Here is a 25,714-nt window from a genome sequence, read left to right on the forward strand (position 1 = left end):
GGCGACACCCGCGGCGGGCACGCGCGCTGCGGCGCGTGCGAGCGCCGCTCCGGCCTCCGCGTCGGCGCGGATCGGCATGGCGCAGGGCGCCGCCGAGGGCGACGTCGACCTCGACGCCGCGCTGCGCGCCATGATCGAGCTCGGTGCGTCCGACCTGCACCTCACCACGGGCGCGCCGCCGATGATCCGCCTCGACGGCGGCCTGCGCGCGCTCGAGGGCTTCCCGACGATGTACGGCGAGTCGCTCCAGCGGACGCTGTACGCCGTCATCACGCAGAAGCAGCGCGAGAAGTTCGAGGAGAACCTCGAGCTGGACTTCGCTTACGCCGTGCGCGGCGTCTCGCGGTTCCGCGTCAACATGTACCGCCAGCGCGACTCCGTCGGTGCGGCGTTCCGCATGATCCCCTACGAGATCAAGCCGCTCGAGGACCTCGGCGTCCCGGCGGTCGTCGCGAACTTCGCCGGCCTGCCGCGCGGCCTCGTCCTCGTGACGGGCCCGACCGGGTCCGGCAAGTCGACGACGCTCGCGTCGATCATCGACCTCGCGAACCGCACCCGGAACGACCACATCATGACGGTCGAGGACCCGATCGAGTTCCTCCACCGCCACAAGAAGTCGCTCATCAACCAGCGCGAGGTCGGGGCGGACACCCTGTCCTTCGCGAACGCGCTCAAGCACGTGCTGCGTCAGGACCCGGACATCATCCTCGTCGGCGAGCTCCGTGACCTCGAGACCATCTCGGTCGCGCTCACCGCGGCCGAGACGGGCCACCTCGTCTTCGGCACGCTGCACACGCAGGACGCCGCGCAGACGATCGACCGCATCATCGACGTGTTCCCCGCGTTCCAGCAGGACCAGATCCGGACCCAGCTCGCGAGCGCGCTCCAGGGCGTGGTGTCGCAGACGCTGTGCAAGAAGGCGAACGGCCGCGGCCGGGTCGTCGCGACCGAGGTCATGCTCGCCACCCCGGCGATCCGGAACCTCATCCGCGAGGGCAAGACGCACCAGATCTACTCGTCGATGCAGGCCGGCGCCTCGCACGGCATGCACACGATGGACCAGCACCTCGCGGAGCTGGTCAAGTCGAGCCGCATCACCTACGAGGTGGGCCTCGAGAAGTGCCAGAACATCGAGGACTTCAACCGGCTCGTCGGGCGCACGTCGAGGATGGCGCAGGGCGCCGGCTCGATGAGCAACCCGAACGCCGACAACGCCGTGTCCATGGCGGGCCAGGGAGGCTACTGATGGCGACCACGACCGCTACGCGCACCTTCGAGTACGCCGTCCGCAACAAGGACGGCAAGATCGTCAAGGGCCGCATCGAGGCGCAGAACCAGGCCGCGGTCGCGAGCCGTCTGCGCACCATGGGCACGGCACCCATCTCCATCCAGGAGGTGGCCGTCGGCGGGCTCAACAAGGAGATCTCGATCCCCGGCCTGAGCGACCGGGTCGGGATGAAGGACCTCGCCGTCATGTCGCGGCAGATGGCCACGATGATCAACTCGGGGCTGAGCCTGCTCCGCGCGCTGAGCATCCTTGCGAACCAGACGGAGAGCAAGCCGCTCGCCAAGGTCCTCGTGCTCGTGCGCAACGACGTCGAGGCAGGCGTCGCGCTGTCGGTCGCGCTGGGCAAGCATGCGGAGATCTTCCCGCCGCTGATGATCAACATGATCAAGGCCGGCGAGGTCGGCGGGTTCCTCGACCAGGTGCTCGTCTCGGTCGCGGAGAACTACGAGTCCGAGGTCAAGCTGCGGGCAAAGATCAAGTCGGCGATGACGTATCCCGTCGTGGTGTTCGTCATGGCCATCGTCGCGACCATCGGGATGCTGCTCTTCATCGTCCCCGTGTTCGCCGGCATGTTCGAGAACCTCGGCGGCGAGCTGCCCGCGCCGACCAAGGTCCTGGTGTTCCTCTCGGACCTCATGAAGTGGCTCGCGCCCGTGCTCCTCGTCGTCGGGATCATCTTCGGCGTGTGGTGGGGCAAGCACAAGAACGATGCCGAGGTGCGGCGCCGGGTCGACCCGTGGCGGCTCAAGATGCCCATCTTCGGGAACCTGTTCCGCAAGGTCGCCGTGTCCCGCTTCACCCGGAACTTCGGCACGATGATCCATGCCGGCGTGCCCATTCTCCAGGCGCTCGACATCGTCGGCGAGACGAGTGGCAACATGGTTGTCGAGAACGCTGCCAAGGCGATCCGCGACTCCGTGCGCAGTGGGCAGTCACTGTCCGGTCCGCTCCAGGACCACCCCGTGTTCCCGCCCATGGTCGTCCAGATGATCGCGGTCGGCGAGGACACGGGGGCGCTCGACGAGATGCTGCACAAGATCTCCGAGTTCTACGACCAGGAGGTCGAGGCGACGACCGAACAGCTCACGTCGCTCATCGAGCCCCTGATGATCGCCGTGCTCGGGACGATCGTGGGCGGCATGATCATCGCCCTGTACATGCCGATCTTCTCGATCTTCGACCTCATCCAGTAGCGGGGCGACAGCCCGCCCACCCGTGGCGCGCGAGGCGCCGGCGTCCCTGACGCCGGCGCCTCTCGCGCGTGCAAGGCCGCTACGCGGTGCATTCCTGTGCAATTCGGACACCCATGCACCCGAGCGGGTGAATGTCCCCGGGTGGCTCAGATCACACCTCAAGTCACCCGGTCTGGTGCCGATGGAAAGGGTGCAGCACCACCGACCCGCCGGAATTCATCCGGCATTCCGCCTGAAACCGAAGGAGAGCGCACAATGATCGCGCGCATCCGCAAGTCCATCGAGGAGAAGGACCAGGGCTTCACCCTGATCGAGCTCCTCGTCGTCATGATCATCATCGGCATCCTCGCGGCCATCGCGATCCCGGTGTTCCTCAACCAGCGCAAGAAGGCCGTGGACACCGCGGCGCGCGCCGACGTGTCGACCATCGGCAAGGAGGTCGCCACCTTCTACGTCGACGCCAAGGCGGACGTCGCGGCGACCGTGACGCTCGTCGGTGCGGGCACCACCGCCGACCCGAAGCGCTACCAGGTCAACAGCAACGACGCGGGCAAGCAGTCCGACAACATGGGCACGCCGACGATCACCTTCGGCACCCCGGCCCAGAGCTCGACGACGTGGTGCGTCACGCTGCCCTACACGGGCGGCACGAACAGCCAGGTGACCTACTCGGCCAAGAACGGCCTCGGCACCACCTGCTGATCCGACGAATCACATGCATGACGGTGGGGCGGGGGCTGCGGGCCCCCGCCCCACCGGCTGTCAGCCGCCGTCGCCCTCGGCGCGGCGCGCTCCGCTCGCTCCCACCCTTCGCCGCGAGAGGCCCTCGATGGAGCTCCAGTACAGCCGCGCTCGCCAACGGCTCCGCCGTGGCGACGATGCCGGTGTCACCCTCATCGAGGTCGTGATCGCCGCCGTCCTGCTGGGCATCCTCGCGTCCGCGGTGCTCGGCATCGTGGTTCAGGCGCAGTCCGCCCAGGTCGGCAACCGCGCGCGAGTCGCCGCCGCCAACCTCGCGGCCCGCGAGATCGACATGGTGCGCGAGGAGTTCGTCAGCAGCAGCACCGCGCCGCTCGCGCTTGCGGCCGCAGGCGTCGTGACGAACCCCCACAAGCTCCCCGGTGGCACCACGGGGCAACCCCTGGTCGTCGACGGCAAGCCCTACACCGTCGTGCGGTCCGCTGCGTGGAACATCACCGGCACCGGGCAGTCGGCGTGCGAGGGCGGCTCCCTCGTCGCGCACCCCACGCTGACCATCACCGTCACCGTGACGTGGCCCAACATGGGCACGATCAAGCCCGTCACGTCGTCGACCGTGCTGGCCCCGCAGAAGGGCACCGGCATCCCGACCACGGCTGGCTTCGTCGCCGTGACGGTCAAGGACTCGACCGGAGCGCCGAACCCCGGCCGCGCCGTTCGGGTCGCCAACGGGTCCGACATCCGGTCGGGTCTCACCGACGCGTCCGGGTGCGCCGTCATCCAGGTCGCCCCTGCGGCGGCCGGCACCGAGTACACCGTCTCGCTGAGCGACTCCGACCACGTCGACATCGCGAACAACTCGAACCCGTCGAAGGTCACCGGTCTCGTGAAGCCGGGCGTGCTCAACAACGGCGCGAAGTTCACCTACGACCGGTCGGGCACGGTGCGCGTCACCATCACCGGCCCGGGCGGCGCTCCGATCTCGCCGGCCGACCTCGACGGCGGCCAGATCACGCTCCTCGCGTCGGAGTCCTCGGGCACCACGGGTGCCGTGACGCGCGACCTGGACTCGAGCAGCTCGCTCGTCCAGGAGTTCCCGGGGCTCTGGCCCACCAACTACGGCGCCTTCGTCGGCTCCACCGCGCCGGCGGCGGGCTACCTGACGCAGAAGCTGACGCCCGGGGGCACAATCGACCTCACCGTCGAGTTCGAGCTCGCGACGACGTCGGTCACCAACCTCCCCGCGGGCACCGCGGCCGTCTGGGTCAGCAAGACCGGGACGGGCGCCGCCTGCGGCCAGCCGGGCGCGCGGCGCCTGGACAACCCCGCGGCGGTGACGCTCGCCCCCGCGGAGTGGGACTTCTACGCCGAGGGCGGTCCGCTCTTCGGCTGCTCACCCGGCCCGTCCGCGGTGACGCTCGACCAGGGCGCGAACGGCCCGGTCGTCTGGGGGACGTCGAGCCTTAGTTTGTCCAACCTCCCGGCCACGGGCGTGGTGTGGGCGGTCGAGGCGTCGAAGGTCCCGACGGCGCCCACCGGCGGCGCGTGCCCGTCGGGTGTCGCGGCGCCGTCGGTCCAGAACATCAACGACGTGGTCCGAGCCGGGGGAGCCGTGCCGCTTGCCGCGGGCACCTACTACGTCTACGTCACGGACGGGCCGTCGACCGGCGCATGCCTCAGCACACCGGGCGTCCGGTACCCGTTCAGCGTCCCGTACGGCTCCGCCCCGGCGACGTTGGCGTGGCCGGCGGCGACGCCGCAGCCCGTGACGGTGACCGGCGTGCCGAGCCTGGGCTGCCACGCCTGGGGGTGTTTCGTCGCACGGTACTGGCCGACCGTGATCGCCTCGACCGACTCCAACGTCAGCTGCAACCAGTCGAGCGTCAACCGGCCGTACATCTCGTTCGGCGCCAGCCCGTCGTCGTCCTCGGGCGACAACGGGACGTACTCCGGGTCGCTCAGCGGCGGCACCTGGTACGTCTTCCGGTGGGACACGCGCTCGTCGGGCGGTGGGAACAAGTGCACCTCAGCAGGCACGGTGATCGTCGGGTCCCGGCCGGTCACCCTGCCCTTCGGTGCGACCGCGCCGGTGGGACCGTGAACGCCCGCCTCAGCCGGGACGACGCCGGCCTCTCGCTCACCGAGCTGCTCGTGACCATGCTCATCACGTCGCTCGTCGTCATCGCGACGATGTCGCTCACGATCGGCTTCCAGCGCAGCAACGCGGAGAACGTGCTGCGTCAGCAGCAGATCGACGACGGGAGGTTCTCGGCCGAGGTCATGAGCAAGTCGATCCGGACCGCGGTGCGGCCGCTGCAGATCGCCACGTCGTGCACGGGCCCGACCTGCCAAGAGGCCTTCCTCTCCGGCACCGACTACTCGATCAGCTTCTTCGCGAACCTCAACAACGCGAGCAACAGCGTCGGGCCGAGCAAGGTGACGTACACCGTGCCAACCGCCGGGGCGCAGGCGGGGCAGCTGATCGAGACCGTTCAGAAGCCCGACCAGAGCTCTCCGGTCGGCGGTGCATACGCCTACTGCAATGCGACCGCGCCGAGCGCGACCGTCGAGTGCAAGGAGCGCTACTCGAGCCGTGTCCTCGCCCGGGGCGTGCTCACGGTGCCCGGGCAGCCGATCTTCCGGTTCTACAAGAAGAACGACCCGACGCCGCTCAACCCGGCCGCCTCGGGCGGCACGCTCACGGGGGCCGCGATGAAGGACGTCGTCGCGGTCGAGTTCTCGATCCAGGTGCAGACGCCCGGCACCCACCGGGCCGACCCGACCACCTACGTCCAGCGCGTCATGCTCCCCAACACCGAGGTCGTGATCCGGAAGGACCAGACGACACCATGAGCACCTCCCCGACCTCCCCCCGGCACACGGGCGTGCTGCGCGCCCTCGCGCGCCGCCAGCGCGACGACGAGTCGGGCATGGCGCTCGTCCTCGTCGTCGGCTCGATGCTCGTCCTCGCGATGCTCGCGATGGCGGCTCTCGCGGCCACCATGCAGAGCCAGAAGTTCGCGCGCTACTCGCAGGACTACACGGGCGCGATGGCTGCAGCGCAGGCGGGGATCGACGACTACATCAGCCGGCTCAACCGGTTCGACGCCTACGCTGACTCGCTCGACTGCACCAACGCCGCGATGAAGGGCCCGACGACGGTCGCCAACACGTGCGGCTGGAACGCGTCCACCCCGGCGGGGTGGCTGCCCGTCGTCCCCGGGAGCACCGATCCCGCGACCGCGCATTTCCACTACAAGGTCGACTCGACCAAGGCGATCTCCGAGGGCGTGGTGACGCTCACGTCGACGGGTCGGGTGGCCGGCGAGTACCGCACCATCGAGGCGACGATCGCCAAGGGCGGGTCGACCGACTACGTCTACTACACGGACTTCGAGTCGGCGGACCCGACCAACGTCCAGGCCTACAAGCCGACCTCGTCGAACCCCAACGGCGGGGCGACCAAGGTCGAGTGCGGCAAGGACGGCTACCAGGCCGCGAGCTACTACTACAGCGGCCGCAACGGCAGGGGCTGCGTCGAGATCCAGTTCGGCGCCGCCGACACCCTTGACGGGGCGGTCTACAGCAACGACGCGATCTGGAGCAAGGGCGCGACGTTCGAGGCCGGCTTCACGTCGCTCAACCCGGGCTGCACGAGCGTGACGGCGGCGACGAGCACCTGGCGCAACTGCCTGCGCCAGGGCTGGGACATCAACCTCGGCGAGAACGCGAACAGCACGGCGAACTTCAACAACAACCAGCCGACGCCGCCCGCGGACGGGCAGAAGCTCGACCTCGAGGACACCTCGGCCGCCTTCGCGAACCACCCCGGGTGCCACTACTTCGGGTCCACGCGGATCATCTTCGAGGACACCGGCAAGATGCGGGTCTGGAACAAGACGGCGTCGAACGGCGGGACCGCGCCGATCGCGAAGGCCGGCGGCGGGCTGCCGGCGCCCACGTCGTGCGGCTCGCTGGCGGACCTCGACGGTGCCGGTGCGCTCGTCAACGTGCCGTCGGGCATGGTGATCTACGTCGCCGCCGCCCCGGGAACCGTGCCGCGTCGCATGTGCACGCAGGGGCAGCTGGGCGGGCCGACGGGCCGTACCCTGCCGCTCGGCACGCTCAACACCGCGCCCACGACGGTGACCGGCACGAGCCCGAGCTTCGAGGCCGACACCAACATGGCCGAGCCGACGCGCTACTGCGCCGAGGGCAACCTCTACGCCGAGGGCACCCTCAAGGGTCGCGTGACGCTCGCGTCCGCGCAGTCGATCATCGTCACTGGTGATCTCGTGCTCGCGGGCGGTCGGGACGGCGGCGACATCCTCGGCCTCGTCGCGACCAACTCGGTCGAGGTCATGAACCCGCGCAAGGCGACGTTCACGCCGCAGCGGGTCGGTGCCTCGTGCGCCCAGACCGGCACGACGTGGCGGTACTGCCCGGGCTCGACGTCGACCTACTCCGGCTGGCCGACCCGCTACCCCGACCCGCACACGAACGCGCTGAACCCGACGAACGGGCTCCAGATCGCCGCGTCGATCCAGACGCTCCAGCACTCGTTCTACGTCCAGAAGTACGACGACTCGGCGGACCGCGGGACGCTCAACGTCTACGGTTCCATCGCGCAGCGCTGGCGCGGCATCGTCGCCCAGTACTCCTCGAACGGCTACACGACGACGACCTCGGGCTACGACAAGCTCTACCAGTACGACCGGCGGCTCATGCTCGCGCCGCCGCCGTACTTCCCGCGCTGGATCACGGCCCAGTGGGCGTTGCGGTACAGCGGGGAGATCAACACGCCCGCGACACTGAAGACGTGACGGCAGTCCTCCTCGCCCTGCTCGGCGTCCTCGGCCTCGCCGTCGGCTCGTTCCTCAACGTCGTGATCCACCGCGTGCCCGCAGGGCTCTCGGTGGTGCGGCCGGCGAGCGCGTGCCCCGCGTGCGGGAAGCCGGTGCGGCCGCGGGACAACGTGCCGGTGCTGTCGTGGCTCGTGCTGCGGGGCCGGTGCCGGGACTGCGGCGAGCCCATCTCGGTGCGGTACCTGGTCGTCGAGCTCGTGACCGCCGCAGCGTTCGTGGGCGTCGGGCTGCGGTTCCTGGTGCTCGAGGACGCCCCGGGCGCACTGCCGGCCTTCGCGTACCTCGCCGCGATCGGTGTCGCCCTGGCAGCGATCGACCTCGACGTCCACCGGCTGCCCAACGCGATCGTCCTGCCGAGCTACCCGGTGCTGGCGGTGCTGCTCGCCGTCGCCTGCTGGGCGGGCGACGACTGGTCGGCCGGCCTGCGGGCCGTCATCGGCGGCGTCGGGCTCTACGCGCTGTACTTCCTGCTCGTCGTCGTCAAGCCCGGCGGGATGGGCTTCGGCGACGTCAAGCTCGCCGGCCTGCTCGGGGCGGCGCTCGCGTGGTGCGGCTGGGGGACCCTCGCCGTCGGCGCGTTCGGTGCCTTCCTCGTGGGCGGCGTCTACGCCGTCGTGCTCGTGCTCGCCGGACGTGCCGGGAAGGGCAGCCGCATCCCGTTCGGGCCGTGGATGATCGCCGGCGCCGCCCTCGGCGTCGCCGTGGGCGAGCCGCTGTGGCGCGCCTACCTCGACCTGCTCGTCTGACGAGCGCACAGGGCCCGGCCTGAAGTTCGGCCGCGACAAACCTCAAGCCACCTCGGGTGCTGCCCGATAGGAACGTGACAGCTCCGCCAGTCGGCGACGAGAAGGAGTGCCCGCTGTGGCGACAACAGTGATCGGGCTCGACCTGGGGACGACGTACGTCCGCGCGGTCGAGGTGCAGCAGGGGCGCACGCCCACGGTGCTGCGGTGCGCGGAGGCCCCCCTGCCGCTCGGAGCCGTGCAGGACGGCGAGGTGACCGACCCCGGTCCCGTGGTCGACGCCCTGCGCCGGATGTGGCTCCAGACCAAGTTCTCCCACAAGGACGTCGTCATCGGCGTCGGCAACCAGCGGGTGCTGGTCCGCAACCTCGACCTCCCGTGGCTGCCGATGGCGCAGCTGCGGGCGTCGCTGCCGTACCAGGTCCAGGACAACCTGCCCGTGGCCGTCGAGGACGCGCTCCTCGACTTCTACCCGACCGCCGAGTACAACGGCGAGTCCGGGCGCTCGGTGCAGGGCCTCCTGGTGGCCGCGACGCGAGACACGGTGCAGGCCAACGTCGCCGCCGTGGAGTCGGCCGGCCTCCGGCCGCTCGTCGTCGACCTCAACGCCTTCGCCCTCGTCCGTGCCCACATGACGGGCGACCTGCGCAACCGCATCGTCGCGCTCGTCGACATCGGCGCCCGGATCACCAACGTGGTCGTCGCCCGGCACGGCAACCCCGTGCTGGTCCGGACGCTCCCGGCGGGCGGTCAGCACCTCACGGACGCGATCGCGGCCGAGCTGAGCATCCCCAACCCCGAGGCCGAGGCGATCAAGCGGCAGGTGGGTGTCGGCTACGGCGTCGCGCCCGAGCTCCGCAAGGCCGCCGAGGTCGTCAACCACGTGACGCAGGGGCTCGTGGAGTCCATCCGCAACACCCTCGTGTACTACGCGAGCACCAACCCCGGCCAGTCCATCGACGGCATCGTCCTCACGGGCGGTGCTGCCAGCCTCAGCGGGCTCGGCCAGTACCTGTCCAGCGCGAGCCGTCTGCCGGTCGCGATGGGCGACGTGCTGTCGTCCGTCACGGTGTCGGGCAGCGCGTCCTTCGACGGAAGGCCCGGCATGCAGCAGTCCCTCGCCGTCCCGCTCGGCCTCGCGCTGGCGGTGGCCGCATGAGCCCCGCGAAGGGCGCCGTCCTCGAGGCGGCCCCCGACGGTCGCGTCGACGTCGCCGGGCTCGGCGCGTTCCCGATGGCCCAGGTCAACCTGCTGCCGCCCGAGGTGCGCTCGCGTCGCGCCGTCGGCCGGCTCAAGGTGCGGCTCGTCGTCGCACTCCTCGTGACGCTGCTCGTCGCGGCGCTCGGGTTCGTCTACGCGGCCTTCACCGACAAGCAGGCGACGGACGACCTCGCCTTCGCGCAGAGCGAGGTGCAGCGGCTCCAGCAGGAGCAGGCGCAGTACGCCGAGGTGCCGCAGGTCAAGAGCGCGATCACGGCCGTGGAGAGTGCCCGGCTGCTGGGCACCTCGACCGAGGTGCTCTGGCCCGCCTACGTGCGCGCGATTCAGGCCGTAACCCCGGCCGGCGTCACGATCCAGGACCTGGACACCGAGATGCCGAGCCCGATCATGGGCAGCGCGGTCACGCAGGGCCCGCTCGACGAGGCCTCGGTCGGGGCGATCAGCTTCACGGGTCAGGCGCTCACGCTGCCCGACCTCAGCGCCTGGATGGACGCGCTCGAGCGCGTGCCGGGCTTCGTCGACGCCAGCTACACCACCGCGGAGCTCACGAGCGCCGAGGGCGTCGTCTACTACACGATCACCACGACGGTCCACGTGACGCAGGACGCGTTCGCGGACCGTCACGCACCTGAGACGAGCGAGTGATGGCCTCCAAGTCCGCCCCCTGGGTCCTCGGCACCGCGTTCCTCGCGCTGCTCATCCTCGCCGGCGCCTACCTCCTGGCGATCGCGCCGCGGCTCGAGTCCGCGGCGCTCAAGAACGAGCAGACGGTCGGCGAGGAGGCTCGCGCCGAGCAGCTCGAGATCCAGCTCGCCGGGCTGAAGGCCGACTTCGAGAACATCGAGCAGTTCCGGACGGAGCTCTCGGCGTTGCGCGTCCAGATCCCGACGGAGCCCGGCCACTCGGAGCTCGTCCGACGGATCCAGACGCTCGCTGCGGAGACCGGCGTCGCGGCGGTCCTCACGGTGACGCCGCAGAACGCGACCGAGGTCGTGCCGCCCGTCGTGGCCGACCCGGCCGTCGTCGTCGACCCGGCCACGGGCGCCCCGGTGGCGCCCGAGACGGTGACCGACGGTTCGGCCCCGGCCACCGACGGCGCCACGCCGGCGCCGACGGACCCCGCGGCGGGTGTCGTCGACCCGAGCGTGGCTCCGGCCGCGCCGGTGGTCTCGGGCTTCTACGCGATGCCCATCGACGTCTCGGTCATGGGCACCTACGACGCCGCGCTCGCCTTCGTCGACCGGCTGCAGGCGCTCGACAGCCGGCTGCTGCTCGTCAGCGACGTGCAGATGACGTCGCAGAAGGAGGAGGCCGCGTCCGAGACGCGTCCGGCCACCTCGGCCGGCGACGTCGAGATGCACGTCACGCTCTACGCGTTCGTCCTGCTCGACCCCACTCAGGTGCCGACGGAGGAGCTCACCGAGGTGCCGCCGCTGCCGGTCCCGGCCGGTCAGCCGAACCCGTTCGCCCCGCTGGGCTGACGTCCGACCCGTCACGGCCTGCCCCCTCGGCCCGCGTCCGCTGCCCGGACGCGGGCCGAGGTGCGTCCGGGCCCGTGGAAGGATCGGGGCATGCTGCGCTGGTTGACCTCGGGTGAGTCGCACGGCCCTGCGCTCGTGGGGATCCTCGAGGGTCTCCCCGCCGGGGTGGAGGTGACCTCTGCCGACGTTCAGGCGGCTCTCGCGCGACGGCGGCTCGGCTACGGGCGAGGCGCGCGCATGTCCTTCGAGCAGGACGAGTTGCGCATCCTCGCGGGGCTGCGTCACGGCGTGACCCAGGGCGGCCCCCTGACCATCGAGATCGCCAACACCGAGTGGCCCAAGTGGGTCGACGTCATGGCCGCGGACCCCGTGCCGCCCGAGCGGCTGCAGGTCGACGCCGGTACGGGCGACGTCCGGGAGATCGCCCGGAACCGCCCGCTCACACGTCCGCGCCCGGGCCACGCCGACCTCGTCGGCATGCGCAAGTACGGCTTCGAGGACGCGCGGCCCGTCCTCGAGCGCGCGTCCGCACGCGAGACGGCCACCCGCGTGGCGCTCGGCGCCGTGGCCGCCCGGTTCCTCGAGCAGGCCGTCGGCGTGCGCCTCGTGTCGCACGTCGTCCAGATCGGCCCGGTGGGCGTGCCCGACGACGCCGTCCTGCCCACGCCCGACGACGTCGCGGCGCTCGACGCGGACCCGGTGCGCTGCTTCCACGCGCAGGCGTCGGCCGAGATGGTCGAGGAGATCGACGACTGCCACAAGGCGGGGGACACCCTGGGCGGCGTCGTCGAGGTGCTCGCGTACGACGTGCCCACGGGCCTGGGCAGCTACACGCACTGGGACCGCCGCCTCGACGCGCGCCTCGCGGCCGCGCTCCTCGGCATCCAGGCGATCAAGGGCGCCGAGATCGGCGACGGCTTCCGCACGGCGGCCCGGCGTGGCTCGGCGGCGCACGACGAGATCGAGCGCGACCCGGGCACGGGGCGCATCCGACGCCGCACCAACCGGGCGGGCGGGCTCGAGGGCGGCATGACCAACGGCGAGGTGCTGCGCGTGCGCGCGGCCATGAAGCCGATCTCGACCGTGCCGCGCGCCCTCGACACCGTCGACGTAGCCACGGGGGAGACGGCCCGCGCGATCCACCAGCGCTCGGACGTCTGCGCCGTGCCGCCGGCCGCCGTCGTCGCGGAGGCGATGGTCGCGCTCGTCCTGGCCGACGCCGTGCTCGAGAAGTTCGGCGGGGACAGCGTGGCCGAGGTGGCGCGCAACCACGCCGCGTACGTCGACGCGATCCCCGAGCTGCAGCGGTGAGCGGCGCGAGCACCGGGCCGCAGCGGTCGCGCGGCCCGTGGGCCGTCCTCGTCGGGCCGCCCGGGTCGGGCAAGACGACCGTCGCGCGCCAGCTCGCGGTGCGTCTCGGGACGACGTCGCGGGACACCGACGAGGACGTCGAGCGCACGGCCGGCAAGGCGATCTCCGAGATCTTCTTCGACGAGGGCGAGCCGCACTTCCGGGCGCTCGAGCGCGCCGCCGTGCTGACGGCCCTCACGGAGCACGACGGCGTGCTCGCGCTCGGGGGCGGGGCCGTGCTGGACGCGGTGACCGAGGAGGCCCTCGGCCTGTACCGCGACGCGGGCGGCGCCGTGGTGTTCCTCGACGTCACGCTCTCGCACGCCGCGCCGCGCGTCGGCTTCGCGACGGCGCGGCCGCTGCTCCTGGGGAACCCCCGCGCGCAGTGGCAGGCGCTCATGGAGGCGCGGCGGCCGGTCTACCAGCGGGTCGCCACGATGCGCGTGCTGACCGACGGCCTGCGACCCGTTCAGGTGGCCGACCAGATCCATGAGGCCCTGACGGGCGCGGCGCCGGCCGAGGGCGCCGACGCCGGCGTGCCGGCCAGGGAGGACGACGATGCCTGAGACCGAACCCGAAGCACCGGCCACGCCGACGGCGCCGACCCGCATCACCGTGGCGGGGGAGCGGCCCTACGACGTGGTCATCGGGCAGCACCTGCTCGACCAGCTCCCGGGCCTGCTCGGGGAGCGCGTCCGACGGGTCCTCGTCATCCACCCGGGTGCGCTCACGGCGTCGGCCGAGGCGGTGCAGGAGGACCTGCGGGCCCAAGGCTTCGAGGTGTTCCTCGCCGAGGTGCCCGAGGCGGAGGAGGCGAAGTCGGCGCAGGTCGCCGCGTTCCTCTGGGGCGTGCTCGGCCAGGCCGACTTCACGCGCACCGACGCGATCGTCGGCCTGGGTGGGGGATCGACGACCGACCTCGCCGGGTTCGTCGCGGCGACGTGGCTGCGCGGCATCCGCGTGGTGCAGGTGCCCACGACGCTGCTCGCCATGGTGGACGCCGCCGTGGGCGGCAAGACGGGCATCAACACGGCCGAGGGCAAGAACCTCGTCGGCGCGTTCCACCCGCCGGCCGGCGTGCTGTGCGACCTCGCCGCGCTCGAGTCGCTGCCGGTCCACGACCGGACGGCCGGGCTGGCCGAGGTCGTCAAGACGGGCTTCATCGCCGACGAGCGCATCCTCGAGCTCGTCGAGCAGGACCCGGCCGCCCTGACGGCGGCGGTCATGACCGACGCAGGCCGGGCGACGCTGCGCGAGCTGGTCGAGCGGTCCGTCGCCGTCAAGGCGCGCGTGGTCGGCGAGGACCTCCGCGAGGCCGACCTGCGCGAGATCCTCAACTACGGTCACACGCTCGGCCACGCGATCGAGCAGGTCGAGCGCTTCGCGTGGCGGCACGGTGCGGCCGTCTCCGTGGGCATGGTGTTCGCCGCCGAGCTCGCACGCCTCGCCGGGCGCCTCGACGACGCGGTCGCCGACCGGCACCGGACGGTGCTCGAGTCGCTCGGGCTGCCGACGACGTACCGCGGCGACCGGTGGGAGCGGCTCCTGACCGCCATGCGGCGGGACAAGAAGTCGCGCGGCGACCTGCTGCGGTTCGTCGTGCTTGAGGGCATCGGCAGGCCGTCGCGGCTCGAGGGGCCCGACCCCGCGCTGCTCGCCGCGGCGTACGCCGAGGTGAGCCGCGAGGCGCCGTCGGGCACGGCCATCTCGCTCTGACGCGATCCCCTAGCCTTGCGGCCATGACGCGCGTGCTGGTCCTCAACGGTCCCAACCTCGGCCGGCTCGGCGTGCGCGAGCCCGAGGTGTACGGCTCGGCCACGCTCGCCGACCTCGTCGAGCAGGCGGGCGCGTGGGGGGCCCAGGACGGCCTCGAGGTCGAGGTCCGGCAGACGGACGACGAGGCGACCCTCGTCGGCTGGCTGCACGAGGCCGTCGACACCGGGGCGCACGTCGTGCTCAACCCGGCCGCCTTCACGCACTACTCCTACGCCCTGCGGGACGCCGCCGCCCAGGTCACCAAGGCCGGCCTCGTGCTCGTCGAGGTGCACCTGTCCAACCCGTACGCACGCGAGGAGTTCCGGCACACGAGCGTCGTCGGCGGCGTCGCCACGGGCACCGTGGCAGGGTTCGGCTTCGACTCCTACCGGCTGGCCCTCACGGCCGTCGCCCAGCGCACCCGGCGCTGACCAGGCCTCAACCTCGCACGTGCGCGCGCCGATAGGTCAGGGGCGGCAGTCAGGGGCGGCGGTCGACGAGAGGAACACGTGAGCCAGGCACTGCAGGAGCTCGACTGGGTCTCCCGGGAGATGGCCGCGCTCGACGCGCGCCGTCCCGCGCTCGCGCGTGCGCTGCGCTGGACCTGGCGGCACCCGACGGCGGTGCTCGTCACGCTCGCCGTCGTCGTGCCAGGGCTGCTCGGGGCCAACATCCCCGGTGGTGACGCGGCGTGGTTCAGGCGCGCAGGGCTGTCGATGCTCGGACCCGACTTCTGGCAGGTCTTCGTCGAGCCAGGGCTCCAGGTGGGGCCCCTGTACCTGCTCTTCCTCGGCTGCCTCACCTGGGTCGTGGGCGCCCTGGGCCTGCCCGTGCTCTTCACGGTCGCCGCCGTGCAGTGCGGCCTCCTCACCTGGCTCGCCGTCGGCACGGCGCGGCGCGCGGCTCGCGCGGCCGGCGTCGCCGGCCGCCGCGGCGCGGCAGTCCCGTGGGCCGTGGGGCTGCCGGTGGTCCTCGGCGGGCCGCTCGCCGAGGCGGTCGGGAACGGCCACCCGGAGGAGATCCTCGTCGGGCTGGTGCTCGTGGAGGCGGCTCTCCTGGCTGCGGCCGGGCGGCGTGTGCTGCCGGGCGTGCTCGTCGGGGTCGCCGCCGGCGTCAAGCTCTGGGGTGTCCTCGGTGCGCCGCTCCTCCTGCTCGGCCGCCGCCTGCCCGATGTCGTCGCCCGGTGCGCGGCCGCAGCCCTCGTCGTGCTCGCGTGCTACGTGCCGTTCTTCCTGCTCGGCGAGGTGAACACGTTCGAGTTCCGCTGGGGCGTCTCGGCCGGGTCGACGTTGGCCCTGCTCGGGTCGTGGGTGCCCGCGTCGGGCTGGGTCGCGCGGGTGGTCCAGGGGCTGGCCGCAGGCCTCGCCGGTTCGGCCGTCGCGCTGCACCGGCGCTCGACGCCGCTCGCCGCGGTCGTCGTCGTCGTCTCCGTCCGGCTCCTGCTCGACCCGCTCCGGCTCACGTACTACTCCGGTCCGCTGATCGTCGTCGTGCTCCTGTGGCTGTGGACCTCGGCGCCCGTGAGCAGCCGCTCACGGCTCGTGCTCACGCTGCTGACACCGGCGGTCGTGCTCGTGCCGTACTTCCTGCCCGCGATGGTCAACGGGGTCATCAGCACCCTGGTCCTCGTCGCGGTCCCGGTCGGCGTCGTGCTGCTCGAGCGCCGGACGGTCAGCCGCACGCGGTGATCTCGTACACCGCGGCCGTGCCGCCGGTGTCGACGACCCGCACGCCCTCTGGCGGGGCAGCCACGAGGAGCGGGAGCTCCGACCGCTCGTGCCGGAACACCACCGGGTCGACGTAGAGGTAGCCGATCCCGAGCCGCTCGAGGTCCGCGCACAGGCCGGCGTCGCGGCCCAGCTGCGGAAGTCGACGCTCGACGTCCTGTACCGCCGACGGGACGAGCGAGAGCGGGCTGCGCACCGTGACGGCGGTGCCGTGGAGCGCGTACAGGTGCGCCGCACCCGAGTGCGGCGACCCGAGCACCGCACCGGCGTCGAGCCGCCCGTCCAGCCGGTGCAGCATGGCCAGCTCGTCGTCGGACGCGAAGGTCGGCACCTCACGCCCGTCCCGCCCGCCGGCCCCGTAGTCGCCGCGCGCGGCCGACGCGGTGTCGAGCGCGCCGCTGACGAGGCCGGGCACGACCAGGAGGGCACCGACGAGCAGCGCCGCGCGACGGGGCGCGAGCTGCGTGCGCAGCCGTCCGCTGGCCACGAGCCAGGAACCCACGGCGTCGACGGCCAGCGCGGCCAGGGGGACGAGCACCGCGGCGAGCACGGGTGCGAGACGCTTGGTCTCGCCGTACCAGGGGACGTCGAGGTCCGCCAGAACAGGGATCCCCGAGCGTCCACCGACGAAGAACAGCGCGACGAGCGCTGCCGACACGACGAGCCAGCGCGCCTCCCGCAGCCGTCGCACGAGGACGGCACCCACCAGCGCGGCGAGGACGACGAGGGCGCCCCCGCCGCCGGGGGCGGTGCCCATCTTCCCCGAGAGCAGCGCGACGACCGTCGTGCTCCACAGGTGAGGGCTGTCGCCGTGGAACGCCCGGACGCGGTCCATCGGCTCGCTCTGCGCGACGATCACCAGCGCGACGGCCATCGTGGCGGCACCGAGGGCGAGCCCCGTGATCATGACGAGGCGCGTCCGTCCCCGTGCTGCGGCCACCGCACGGACGGCCCGCGCCCCGAACCACGGCAGGAGCACGAGGAGCGCGGCGAGCGCGGCGTTCGGGTGGACGAGCGCGAGGCTGAGGCCGACGAGCGCCGACGTGAGGAACCATCGCGGCCCGAGCGGAGCCCGGGTCGCGACGACCGCGACCGCGGCGGGAAGGAGGCTCAGCCCCGTCGCGTTCGGGACGAGACCCGCCTCCTGCCCGGTGAGCGTGAGCGGCAGCGCGAGACCGGCCGCCGAGAGGAGGGCCGCCCAGACGGCGGCCCGCGGCCGCTGGGGCAGGACGACGCGCGTCAGCAGCGCGACGCCGGCCGTCCAGGCCAGCGCCACGGGCAGCACGACGGCAGCGTTGAACACCGTCGGGACGTCCGGCCAGACGGGCACGAGCGCCGTCAGGTCGTGCCATGCGGCGGGGTAGAAGCCCAGCGTCCGGCCGGCCTCGCCCGCGTCGGTCAGGACGAGGGACGAGCCGGTGCCGGACTCCTGGACGTGGCGCACGGTGTTCATGTGCACCACGACGTCGTACGCGTCGAGGAGCCGGCCGGGGCGGCCCATACCCCACGCGACCGGGACCACCTGGAGCGCGGTGCCGCTGATCACGGCGGCGGCGAGAGCGCGGGATGGTCCGTGGTGCGGAGCGCGAGCGGTCGACCGATCGCCGCCCGGACGCCGGGGCAGCCGCAGGACGAGTGCCCCCGCTGCAGCCAGCGCGACGGCGAGGACCGCGGCCGGACGGCCCCAGGGGATGCCGAGGAGGTGCGCCACGACCGCGCCGATCCCGGCGGTGCCCAACGTGGCCAGGGGCGCGGCGGCGACCAGCACGAGGCCACGGGCGCCGGCGCAGCGCAGGACGAGGACCCCGGGCAGCCAGAACATCGCCACCACGAGGGCGCTGGTGCCTGCCGCCACGACCCATTCCACGTGGGGTTCGTCGGCACGTCGTGAGAGGGACTTGAGGGGTCGCGACAAGGATCCAGGCTTGTCGCGCTCCGAACAAGTGCTAAGCTTTGTGCATGTTCGTGGTGACCGTCGACCAGATCGGCAGCCGACGCGTGGGGGACAGGGTCGAGGGCCTGCTCGCCGACCTCGTCGACCCCGACGTCGTCGGCGGCGGGGGAGGCGCGGCGACCCGCGGCTTCGAGCGCACCGTGGGCGACGAGGTGCAGGCGGCGTTCTCGGACGCGGATGCGGTCGTCGAGGTCGCGCTGCGGGTGCTGCGCATCGGCGGGTGGAGCGTCGGCATCGGGGCCGGGGCGGTCGACGAGCCCATGCCCGCCTCCGTCCGCGCGGCACAGGGGCCGGCGTTCGTGCTCGCGCGTGAGGCCGTCGAGGCGGCGAAGAGCCGGATGCGCGCCGTGCCGATCGCCGTGCGCGGCCAGGGGCGGGACGGCGCGGCGGACGCCGAGGCGGTGCTCACGCTGCTCGGCGCCGTCCTCGCCCGACGGACACCGGCGGGCTGGGCCGCGGTCGATGCCGTCCGGTCGCAGCCCGGCGCGACCCAGGACGACGTCGCCGCCCGGCTCGGCATCACGCAGCAGGCGGTCAGCCAGCGCCTCCGCACCGCTCTGTGGTCCGAGGAGCTCGCGGCCCGCACCGCGGCGGGCCGCCTCCTGGTATCCGCCGAGGCCGCAGGGTCGTGACGGTGGTGGGCGGTACTGTCGCGGCCGTACCGACCGGACGGGGGAGCGCGTGGTGGAGACCTGGTTGACGGTCCTCGTGGGGCTGGCCGGGCTCGTGCTCAGCGCGGTCGGGGGGTGGCCGCTCACCGCGGGCGTCCTGCGGCTGGCGGCGAAGTCGCCGGACTCCGGCCCGGCGGGGACCGCACCCGACGGCACGGCGCTCGCGACGTCCCCCGGCGCCGGCGCCTCGGGCGGTGGCGCCGATCCGGGCGCCGCAGCGCCGGACGCCACCGCGCCGGACGCCACCGTGAGCGGTCCGGACGACGACGCGGGCCTGAGGGGCGGCACCTGGATCGGCATCCTCGAGCGTCTCGCCATCACGGGGTCGCTCGTGGCGGGCTACCCGGCGGGCATCGCGTTCGTCATCGCGGTCAAGGGCCTCGGGCGCTACCCGGAGATCCGCGAGCACCCGAGCACGTCCGAGCGCTTCGTCATCGGCACGTTCGCGTCGATGCTGTGGGCCGTCCTCGTGGGCGTCGCCATGCGCCAGGTCCTGGAGCTCTGACCCCGCCGGGTGAGCCGCGCCCGTCGGCCGTGACGTGCGCCGGCCGCGCCCGCCGACGGTAGACTGTCCGGCGCCTCGCCCCCGGGCGGGTCGACCGCCGCGGCGGTCCTCCACCGGGGCGGACGGCGACGAGGCGCTCCCGCGGCTCACCCGGCTGCGGCTCGCCGCACGGGCGTGACCCGTCGGACAGCCCGCGTGCCCCGACCGACCCGACAGGAAGATCCGCTGTGGCCACCACGAACGACCTCAAGAACGGCACCGTCCTCAACCTCGACGGCCAGCTGTGGTCCGTTGTCGAGTTCCAGCACGTGAAGCCCGGCAAGGGTGGTGCCTTCGTGCGCACCAAGCTGAAGAACGTCCTCTCGGGCAAGGTCGTCGACAAGACGTTCAACGCGGGCACCAAGGTCGAGACCGCCAACGTCGACAAGCGCGACATGCAGTTCCTCTACAAGGACGGCACCGACTACGTCTTCATGGACACCTCGAGCTACGACCAGCTCAACGTGCCCGAGGCCACCGTGGGCGACGCGGCCAACTACCTCCTCGAGAGCGCGCAGGCCATGGTCGCGACGCACGACGGCAGCCCGCTGTACGTCGAGCTGCCGCCGTCGGTCGTCCTCGAGATCACCTACACCGAGCCGGGCCTCCAGGGCGACCGCTCCACGGGCGGCACCAAGCCGGCGACCCTCGAGACGGGCGCCGAGATCCAGGTCCCGCTGTTCCTCGAGCAGGGCACGCGCGTCAAGGTGGACACCCGCGACGGGTCCTACCTCGGCCGTGTGAACGACTGACTTGGCCGCACGCAGCAAGGCCCGCAAGCGCGCGCTGGACGTCCTCTTCGAGGCCGACCAGCGCGGGCTGCCGCCCCTCGAGGTGCTCACGGCCCGCCTGGCCCAGCCGGGGCACGAGACGGCGCTCCCGCAGTACTCCGTCGACCTCGTCGAGGGCGTGCTGGGTCAGCTCGACCGGATCGACGAGCTCATCGCGACGTACTCGCACGGCTGGACGATCGAGCGCATGCCCGCCGTCGACCGCGCGATCCTGCGCCTCGGCGCGTGGGAGATCCTCTACAACGACGACGTGCCCGACGCCGTGGCGGTGGACGAGGCGGTCGAGCTCGCGCGCGGTCTCTCGACCGACGAGTCGCCGACGTTCGTCAACGGGCTGCTGGGCCGGATCGTCGACCTCAAGCCGACGCTGTCCGCCTGAGCCGACAGCGGTCGGGCGGCAGCCCTCAGGCGGTGCCGCCGATCGGCACCATGTCGTAGAGGTCGGCACGCGCATCGGGCCGGCGTGCCACCGACAGCGGCCGGCGGCCCCGCACCGGGACCCGCGCGGACGGCCGCCCGAGCATGTGCCCCTGGACGACAGGCACACCCATGTCGATGAGCGCGGTCAGCTCGGCGGCACGCTCGACGCCCTCGGCGACGACCTCGAGCCCGTGCGCCTCGGCCAGCGCGAGGATCGCGCGCAGGACGGCAGCGCCCTCGGTGGTCGCGATGTCGTGCACGAAGGTCCGGTCGATCTTGAGCACCTGGATCGGCAGCTCGCCGAGGCGCGACAGCGAGTTGTAGCCGGTGCCGAAGTCGTCGAGCGCGATCTTCGCCCCGCGCTCGGCGAGCGTCGCGAGCGAGGAGCGCACGTGGGCGGCGTCGTAGAGCAGCGCGCTCTCGGTGACCTCGATCGTGAGCATGTCCCAGCGGTCGGTGCCCCAGGAGCGCTCGACGTCGCGCACGAAGTCGGCGTCGTCGAGCTGGCGGGCGGCGACGTTCACGGCGACCGGCAGGTCGAAGCGCTCCATGCCCGCGCGGGCGGCGACGAACATCTGCCGCCCGATCTCGACCACGAGACCCGTCTCCTCGGCGAGCGGCAGCCACTCGCCCGGACGCCGCAGCCGGCCGTTGCGGCGCCAGCGCGCGAGGACCTCGACCCCCACGACCTCGAGCGTGAGGGCGTCGGTCAGGGGCTGGAAGTGCGCGACGATCTCGCCGTCCCGGATGCCGGCCTCGAGCTCGTGCCGCGCCGTCGCGCGGGCGGAGACCCGCGCACGCAGCCGGCTGTCGAAGAGGACCACGCCGGCGTGCGACTGCTTGCCCTCGAGCATCGCCAGGTCGGCCTCGCGGAGCAGCGCGGCCGGGTCCACCACGTCACCGGGCTGCCACAGCGCGACGCCGACGGTGACGGACGTCCGCACGACGTCGTCGCCGGGCGCCTCGAACTCGTCGCGGACGCGCCGTGCGAGCGCGCGCAGCTCGGCGTCACCCGGGGCGCGCTCGAGCACCGCGACGAACTCGTCGCCGCCCTGCCGCGCCGCGAACACGCCGTCGCCCAGCACGGCCGCGAGGTGGCGCGCGGTGTGCACGAGCAGGTCGTCGCCCCACTCGTGGCCGTGGCGGTCGTTGGCCTGCTTGAAGCCGTCGAGGTCGCAGAAGAGCACGGCGACCCGCGAGCGCTCGACGTTGGCCTTCTCGAGCAGGTCGCTCAGGTGCCGGTCGAGCGCGTGCCGGTTGTGCAGCCCGGTGAGCGAGTCCGTGAAGGCGGCGCGCTCGAGCCGCCGGGTGAGGGCGTGCCGCTCGGCGGCGCTCGAGACGACGCGGGCGAGGTCGCGGAGGAACGCGGCGTCGACCGGGTCGGCGGGTCGCCCGGCCCCCGAGAACAGCTCGGTGACGAACCTGTCGCGCGACAGCGGGCGGATCGTGCCCTCGATGGTCTCGTCGCCCAGCAGGCGGCGGGCCTCGGCCACGGCCTTCCCGAGCGTCCGCTCGGGGTCGCGCAGGAGCCAGGCGTCGTTGGTCACGGCGCTCAGCACGTCCCGCATGCTCGCCCGGCGCGCGGCGTCGCCGCGGACGGCGGCGATGCGCGCAGCCGCGACGACGAGGAGGCCGGCGATGAGCGGCACGACCCACATGCCCGCGAGGAGCTCGGTCGCGACGCTCGGCGGCGGCACGGCGGAGGCGATGAGGAGCACGGCCGAGACGGTGCCGCCGATCGTCATGACGCCGCCGACCGCGTCGACCCGGTGCCCGCGCACGGCCTTGTGCACCGTGACGGCGACGACGACGAGCGGGACGAGCAGGGCTGCGGTCCACAGCGGCCCGTACACCGGCAGGCCGTCGACCCAGCGGTGGGTGAAGAGCAGGTCCGTGGTCGCCCAGAGGACCGCGCCGGCCGCGTACCAGGCGCACATCGCGGCGATGGGCCGGACGTCGAGGTCACCGCCGCTGTAGACGCGCACGGCGGGCATGCTCAGCACGATCGCGGTCGCGACCAGCGCGTACCGCAGCATGAGCAGGCCGTCCTGCGCGACCACGGGGGCCACGGCGAGCAGGCCGTTGACGAGGCTGACCGCGGCGAGGGCGAGGGCCCACGCCACGGTCCAGAAGGCCTCGGTGCGGCGCAGGCCGCCGCGCCAGCCGCTGGCGTGCAGCGCGCACAGCCCCACGACGACGCCCGCGACGACGCACTGGATGACGACCGACCACGACGGTGCAGATCCGGACACATGGGGAGTATCGGAGTGACACGTTCCAGCCTTGAGCGCGACGCACCGGTGAGTTGAGGGGAATCGCGGGTGAAACGCGGCTCGCCTCCGTCCCGCTGCGCCGGACGGGCTGGCAGGATCGCCGCGTGACGCGACGGCGCGGGATCGGGTACGCCCTGGGCTCGGTGGGGACCGGCGGGTTCGGCACGCTGCCCGGGCTCGTGCTGGCGTACTACCTCACGGACGAGCTCGGCGTCGCGGCCGGTCTCGCGAGCCTCGTCGTCACGGTCCCCAAGGTCTGGGACGTCGTCGTCGACCCGTTCATCGGGGCACGCTCCGACGCCCGGTACGCCCGCACGGCGACGCGCCGGCCCTTCCTCCTCGCGGGCGCGCTCGGCCTGCCGCTCGCGTTCGTGGCCCTCTTCGCGGTGCCCGCGGCGCTCACGGGCGCCGCGGCGGCGCTCTGGGTCACGCTGGCCTTCGTCGTCGCGACGACCGCCTTCAGCCTGTTCCAGGTGCCGTACATCGCCCTGCCCGCCGAGATGGCGACGACGTACGCCGCGCGCACGCGCCTCGTGGCGCCCCGCATCGCCGTGCTCGCCGTCGCGATCCTGGTCTTCGGTGCGGGCGGACCGCTGCTGCGCGACGCGGCGGGTGGCGGGCGCACGGGGTACCTCGTGATGGCCGCCGGCAGCGCCGTGCTCATCGGGCTCGGGCTGCTCGCCGCGTGGTCGGACGCGCCCAGGGCCCACGACGGCGCGGCGCCCGGTCCGTCGGCGGACCCACCGGCCCGCCGGTCGGTCCGTCGCGGTGACGCGCTCACCCGGGGCGTCGGCGCGCTGCGCGAGGTGCCGGCGCTGCGCGCGCTGCTCGCCACGTTCGTGCTGCAGGCGCTGGCGATCGGGGCGATGCTCGCCGGCGCCCAGTACGTCGCGACGTACGTGCTCGGCTCCGAGTCCGCCGTGGCCGTGCTGTTCGCGGCGCTCGTCGCGCCCGCCGTGCTCGTCATGCCGCTCGCGCGGCGCCTCGCCGACCGGATCGGCAAGCACCGCGCCTACCGGGCCGCGACCCTGCTGTTCGCCGCGGCGGCCCTCGCCCTGGTGCCGATGCTCTGGGCGCCCGGCGTCTGGGTCTACGTGCCCGTCGCATGCGCGGGCGTCGCCTACGCCGGCCTGCAGGTCTACCCCCTCGCGATGCTGCCGGACGTCGCCGCGACGGACGCCCGCGACCGCGGGACCGACCGGGCGGGCGTCCTCAGCGGGGTGTGGACCGCCGGGGAGACGGCGGGGCTGGCGCTCGGGCCGACCCTGCTGCTGCTCGTGCTCGCGGTGACGGGCTTCGTCTCGCGGCAGGGCGGCGCCGTCGCGGAGCAGCCCGCGTCGGCGATCGCCGGCGTGGTGCTCTCCTTCTCGCTGCTGCCCGCGGTGCTCGTCGCCGCGAGCCTGACCACGCTGCGCGCGTACCCGCTCACGCGTGCGACCGTCGACGCCACCGCCGTGCCCGAGGAGGTCTGATGGACGGCTCGCCCGCACCCACGACGTCGTCCACGGCGGCAGCCGACGCCCTCGCGACCCTGCGCGCGCTGCGCGATGCCGATCCGCCGACGCACGGCGGGCGCGTGCTCTCCTACGTCTACGACCCCGGGCGCGCCGACCTCGACGAGCTGGCCGCCGAGGCGGCGCGGCTGTTCCAGCCCGTCAACGGGCTGGACCCCACGACGTTCCGCTCGGTGGCGCGCCTCGAGCGCGACCTCGTCGCGCTCGCGCGCGAGGTGCTGCACGGGGACCCGGACGTCGTCGGCTCGGTCACGTCGGGCGGCACCGAGTCGTGCCTGCTCGCCGTCAAGGCGGCGCGCGACGCCTGGCGCGCGGCCCGGCCGGAGCGCGGCGACGTCGTGCCGCGGCTCGTGCTGCCGACGACGGCGCACCCGGCCTTCCGCAAGGCCGCGCACTACCTGGGGCTCGCGCTCGTCGAGGTGCCGGTCGACGTCGCGTCCGGCGCCGTGCGGGCGCGGACCGTGCTCGACGCCGTCGGCGAGGACGCGGACGCGACCGCGCTCGTCGTCGTCTCGGCGCCCGCCTACCCGTTCGGCGCGCTCGACCCCGTCGCCGAGGTCGCCGCGGGTGCGGCAGCGCTCGGCGTCGCCTGCCACGTCGACGCGTGCTTCGGCGGCTGGGTGCTGCCGTGGTGGCCGGGCGACCTCCCTGCGTGGGACCTCTCGGTGCCGGGCGTCACGTCCCTGTCCGCGGACCTGCACAAGTTCGGCTACACGCCCAAGGGCGCGTCCGTCCTGCTGCACCGCGGTCGTGAGCGCCTGCACCACCAGTACTTCGCGACGAAGGGCTGGCCCGGGTACCCCGTCGTCAACGCGACGATGCTCGGGTCACGCGCGGCCGGTCCGCTCGCCGCGGCGTGGGCCGTCACGCGCGCGCTCGGCGTGGACGGGTACGCCGGCCTGACGCGCGCCGCGCACGACGCGACGGTCGCCGTCCGCGGCGGGATCGAGGCGACGGTCGGCCTGCGCGTCGTCGGCGCGCCGACGGGCCCCGTGCTCGCGGTCGCGTGCGACGACGACGAGCCCGCGCAGCGGCAGGTCGACCCGTTCCGCTGGGTCGACGCGCTCCGCGCCCGCGGCTGGCTCGCGCAGTGCCAGCCCGGCATGACGCAGCCGGACGGGACGCGGCTGCCCCGCACGGCCCACCTGACGCTCACGGCGGTGACGGCCGGCGTCGCGGGAACGCTCGTGCGCGACGCCGCGGCCGCCGCCGACGACGTGCGGGG

The 25,714-nt window shown here is 73.3% G+C and carries 23 protein-coding genes; 21 read left to right on the forward strand and 2 right to left on the reverse strand.

Annotation, left to right across the window (positions count from 1 at the left end; genetic code table 11):
- The 15 genes from ICW40_RS13660 to ICW40_RS13730 all read left to right on the forward strand — a co-directional run.
- The coding region (locus ICW40_RS13660; RefSeq protein WP_260459203.1) for a type IV pilus twitching motility protein PilT at positions 1 to 1,246 on the forward strand (1,246 nt) is incomplete at its 5' end.
- Entirely contained in the window at positions 1,246 to 2,481 is a 1,236-nt protein-coding gene (locus ICW40_RS13665; RefSeq protein WP_221654570.1) for a type II secretion system F family protein, read from the forward strand. The genes ICW40_RS13660 and ICW40_RS13665, both read left to right, overlap by 1 nt.
- 255 nt (positions 2,482 to 2,736) lie before the next feature.
- On the forward strand, positions 2,737 to 3,183 hold the full coding sequence (locus tag ICW40_RS21105; RefSeq protein ID WP_260459204.1) for a type II secretion system protein: 447 nt from the start codon (positions 2,737 to 2,739) through the stop codon (positions 3,181 to 3,183).
- 127 nt (positions 3,184 to 3,310) lie between these two features.
- Positions 3,311 to 5,281: a type II secretion system protein gene (locus ICW40_RS13675; RefSeq protein ID WP_221654571.1), complete on the forward strand. Its 1,971-nt coding sequence runs from the start codon at positions 3,311 to 3,313 to the stop codon at positions 5,279 to 5,281.
- Complete coding sequence (locus ICW40_RS13680) at positions 5,278 to 6,033, forward strand: PilW family protein (protein WP_221654572.1); 756 nt, start codon at positions 5,278 to 5,280, stop codon at positions 6,031 to 6,033. Before ICW40_RS13675 ends, ICW40_RS13680 begins: the two co-directional genes overlap by 4 nt.
- Complete coding sequence (locus ICW40_RS13685) at positions 6,030 to 8,003, forward strand: hypothetical protein (protein ID WP_260459205.1); 1,974 nt, start codon at positions 6,030 to 6,032, stop codon at positions 8,001 to 8,003. Before ICW40_RS13680 ends, ICW40_RS13685 begins: the two co-directional genes overlap by 4 nt.
- Positions 8,000 to 8,791, forward strand: coding sequence for a prepilin peptidase (locus ICW40_RS13690; RefSeq protein ID WP_221654573.1), 792 nt, complete (start codon positions 8,000 to 8,002; stop codon positions 8,789 to 8,791). Before ICW40_RS13685 ends, ICW40_RS13690 begins: the two co-directional genes overlap by 4 nt.
- A 115-nt stretch (positions 8,792 to 8,906) precedes the next feature.
- Positions 8,907 to 9,947, forward strand: a complete 1,041-nt coding sequence (gene pilM / locus ICW40_RS13695) for a type IV pilus assembly protein PilM (RefSeq protein ID WP_308121800.1) — start codon at positions 8,907 to 8,909, stop codon at positions 9,945 to 9,947.
- On the forward strand, positions 9,944 to 10,654 hold the full coding sequence (locus ICW40_RS13700) for a PilN domain-containing protein (protein ID WP_221654574.1): 711 nt from the start codon (positions 9,944 to 9,946) through the stop codon (positions 10,652 to 10,654). Before pilM ends, ICW40_RS13700 begins: the two co-directional genes overlap by 4 nt.
- Positions 10,654 to 11,490: a type 4a pilus biogenesis protein PilO gene (pilO, locus tag ICW40_RS13705; RefSeq protein WP_221654575.1), complete on the forward strand. Its 837-nt coding sequence runs from the start codon at positions 10,654 to 10,656 to the stop codon at positions 11,488 to 11,490. Before ICW40_RS13700 ends, pilO begins: the two co-directional genes overlap by 1 nt.
- A gap of 90 nt (positions 11,491 to 11,580) precedes the next feature.
- Complete coding sequence (aroC, locus tag ICW40_RS13710; protein WP_221654576.1) at positions 11,581 to 12,801, forward strand: chorismate synthase; 1,221 nt, start codon at positions 11,581 to 11,583, stop codon at positions 12,799 to 12,801.
- Positions 12,798 to 13,406, forward strand: a complete 609-nt coding sequence (locus tag ICW40_RS13715; protein WP_221654577.1) for a shikimate kinase — start codon at positions 12,798 to 12,800, stop codon at positions 13,404 to 13,406. Before aroC ends, ICW40_RS13715 begins: the two co-directional genes overlap by 4 nt.
- A complete protein-coding gene (aroB, locus tag ICW40_RS13720) occupies positions 13,399 to 14,556 on the forward strand; it encodes a 3-dehydroquinate synthase (protein WP_221654578.1) in 1,158 nt (385 codons plus the stop codon). Before ICW40_RS13715 ends, aroB begins: the two co-directional genes overlap by 8 nt.
- 23 nt (positions 14,557 to 14,579) lie before the next feature.
- Entirely contained in the window at positions 14,580 to 15,026 is a 447-nt protein-coding gene (gene aroQ / locus ICW40_RS13725) for a type II 3-dehydroquinate dehydratase (protein WP_221654579.1), read from the forward strand.
- A gap of 78 nt (positions 15,027 to 15,104) precedes the next feature.
- Positions 15,105 to 16,283, forward strand: coding sequence for a glycosyltransferase 87 family protein (locus ICW40_RS13730; protein WP_221654580.1), 1,179 nt, complete (start codon positions 15,105 to 15,107; stop codon positions 16,281 to 16,283).
- On the opposite strand, the gene ICW40_RS13735 is transcribed toward ICW40_RS13730, so the two are convergent.
- On the reverse strand, positions 16,267 to 18,177 hold the full coding sequence (locus ICW40_RS13735) for a DUF6541 family protein (RefSeq protein WP_221654581.1): 1,911 nt from the start codon (positions 18,175 to 18,177) through the stop codon (positions 16,267 to 16,269). The genes ICW40_RS13730 and ICW40_RS13735 overlap by 17 nt on opposite strands.
- A 104-nt stretch (positions 18,178 to 18,281) precedes the next feature.
- Here ICW40_RS13735 and ICW40_RS13740 point away from each other — a divergent pair, with 104 nt between their 5' ends.
- From ICW40_RS13740 to nusB, 4 genes are all read left to right on the forward strand, one after another.
- Positions 18,282 to 18,908 (forward strand): SatD family protein, encoded by a 627-nt coding sequence (locus ICW40_RS13740; RefSeq protein ID WP_221654582.1) that lies wholly within the window; start codon positions 18,282 to 18,284, stop codon positions 18,906 to 18,908.
- A gap of 52 nt (positions 18,909 to 18,960) precedes the next feature.
- Positions 18,961 to 19,452, forward strand: a complete 492-nt coding sequence (locus ICW40_RS13745) for a hypothetical protein (protein WP_308121801.1) — start codon at positions 18,961 to 18,963, stop codon at positions 19,450 to 19,452.
- Positions 19,453 to 19,679: 227 nt separating this feature from the next.
- On the forward strand, positions 19,680 to 20,243 hold the full coding sequence (efp, locus tag ICW40_RS13750; RefSeq protein ID WP_221654583.1) for an elongation factor P: 564 nt from the start codon (positions 19,680 to 19,682) through the stop codon (positions 20,241 to 20,243).
- A 1-nt stretch (position 20,244) separates the two neighbouring features.
- Positions 20,245 to 20,661 carry a transcription antitermination factor NusB gene (nusB, locus tag ICW40_RS13755; RefSeq protein ID WP_221654584.1) on the forward strand — a complete coding sequence of 139 codons (417 nt, stop codon included), beginning with the start codon at positions 20,245 to 20,247 and terminating at the stop codon, positions 20,659 to 20,661.
- A 25-nt stretch (positions 20,662 to 20,686) separates the two neighbouring features.
- Here nusB and ICW40_RS13760 read toward each other — a convergent pair whose 3' ends face one another.
- Entirely contained in the window at positions 20,687 to 22,954 is a 2,268-nt protein-coding gene (locus tag ICW40_RS13760; RefSeq protein ID WP_221654585.1) for a putative bifunctional diguanylate cyclase/phosphodiesterase, read from the reverse strand.
- A gap of 125 nt (positions 22,955 to 23,079) precedes the next feature.
- On the opposite strand from ICW40_RS13760, the gene ICW40_RS13765 reads away from it, so the two are divergent.
- Together ICW40_RS13765 and ICW40_RS13770 are read left to right on the forward strand one after the other, a co-directional pair.
- Positions 23,080 to 24,447 (forward strand): MFS transporter, encoded by a 1,368-nt coding sequence (locus ICW40_RS13765; RefSeq protein ID WP_221654586.1) that lies wholly within the window; start codon positions 23,080 to 23,082, stop codon positions 24,445 to 24,447.
- The coding region (locus ICW40_RS13770; RefSeq protein ID WP_221654587.1) for a pyridoxal phosphate-dependent decarboxylase family protein at positions 24,447 to 25,714 on the forward strand (1,268 nt) is incomplete at its 3' end. The genes ICW40_RS13765 and ICW40_RS13770, both read left to right, overlap by 1 nt.

It is taken from the genome of Actinotalea ferrariae, assembly GCF_019733465.1.
Taxonomy (GTDB): domain Bacteria; phylum Actinomycetota; class Actinomycetes; order Actinomycetales; family Cellulomonadaceae; genus Actinotalea; species Actinotalea ferrariae_A.

What these genes read in the sequence shown, in the direction of transcription:
- ICW40_RS13665 (WP_221654570.1), top strand. Translation starts at nt 1,246, where the DNA reads ATGGCGACCACGACCGCTACGCGCACCTTCGAGTACGCCGTCCGCAAC.
- ICW40_RS21105 (WP_260459204.1), top strand. Translation starts at nt 2,737, where the DNA reads ATGATCGCGCGCATCCGCAAGTCCATCGAGGAGAAGGACCAGGGCTTC.
- ICW40_RS13675 (WP_221654571.1), top strand. Translation starts at nt 3,311, where the DNA reads ATGGAGCTCCAGTACAGCCGCGCTCGCCAACGGCTCCGCCGTGGCGAC.
- ICW40_RS13685 (WP_260459205.1), top strand. Translation starts at nt 6,030, where the DNA reads ATGAGCACCTCCCCGACCTCCCCCCGGCACACGGGCGTGCTGCGCGCC.
- ICW40_RS13700 (WP_221654574.1), top strand. Translation starts at nt 9,944, where the DNA reads ATGAGCCCCGCGAAGGGCGCCGTCCTCGAGGCGGCCCCCGACGGTCGC.
- pilO (WP_221654575.1), top strand. Translation starts at nt 10,654, where the DNA reads ATGGCCTCCAAGTCCGCCCCCTGGGTCCTCGGCACCGCGTTCCTCGCG.
- aroC (WP_221654576.1), top strand. Translation starts at nt 11,581, where the DNA reads ATGCTGCGCTGGTTGACCTCGGGTGAGTCGCACGGCCCTGCGCTCGTG.
- aroB (WP_221654578.1), top strand. Translation starts at nt 13,399, where the DNA reads ATGCCTGAGACCGAACCCGAAGCACCGGCCACGCCGACGGCGCCGACC.
- aroQ (WP_221654579.1), top strand. Translation starts at nt 14,580, where the DNA reads ATGACGCGCGTGCTGGTCCTCAACGGTCCCAACCTCGGCCGGCTCGGC.
- ICW40_RS13740 (WP_221654582.1), top strand. Translation starts at nt 18,282, where the DNA reads ATGTTCGTGGTGACCGTCGACCAGATCGGCAGCCGACGCGTGGGGGAC.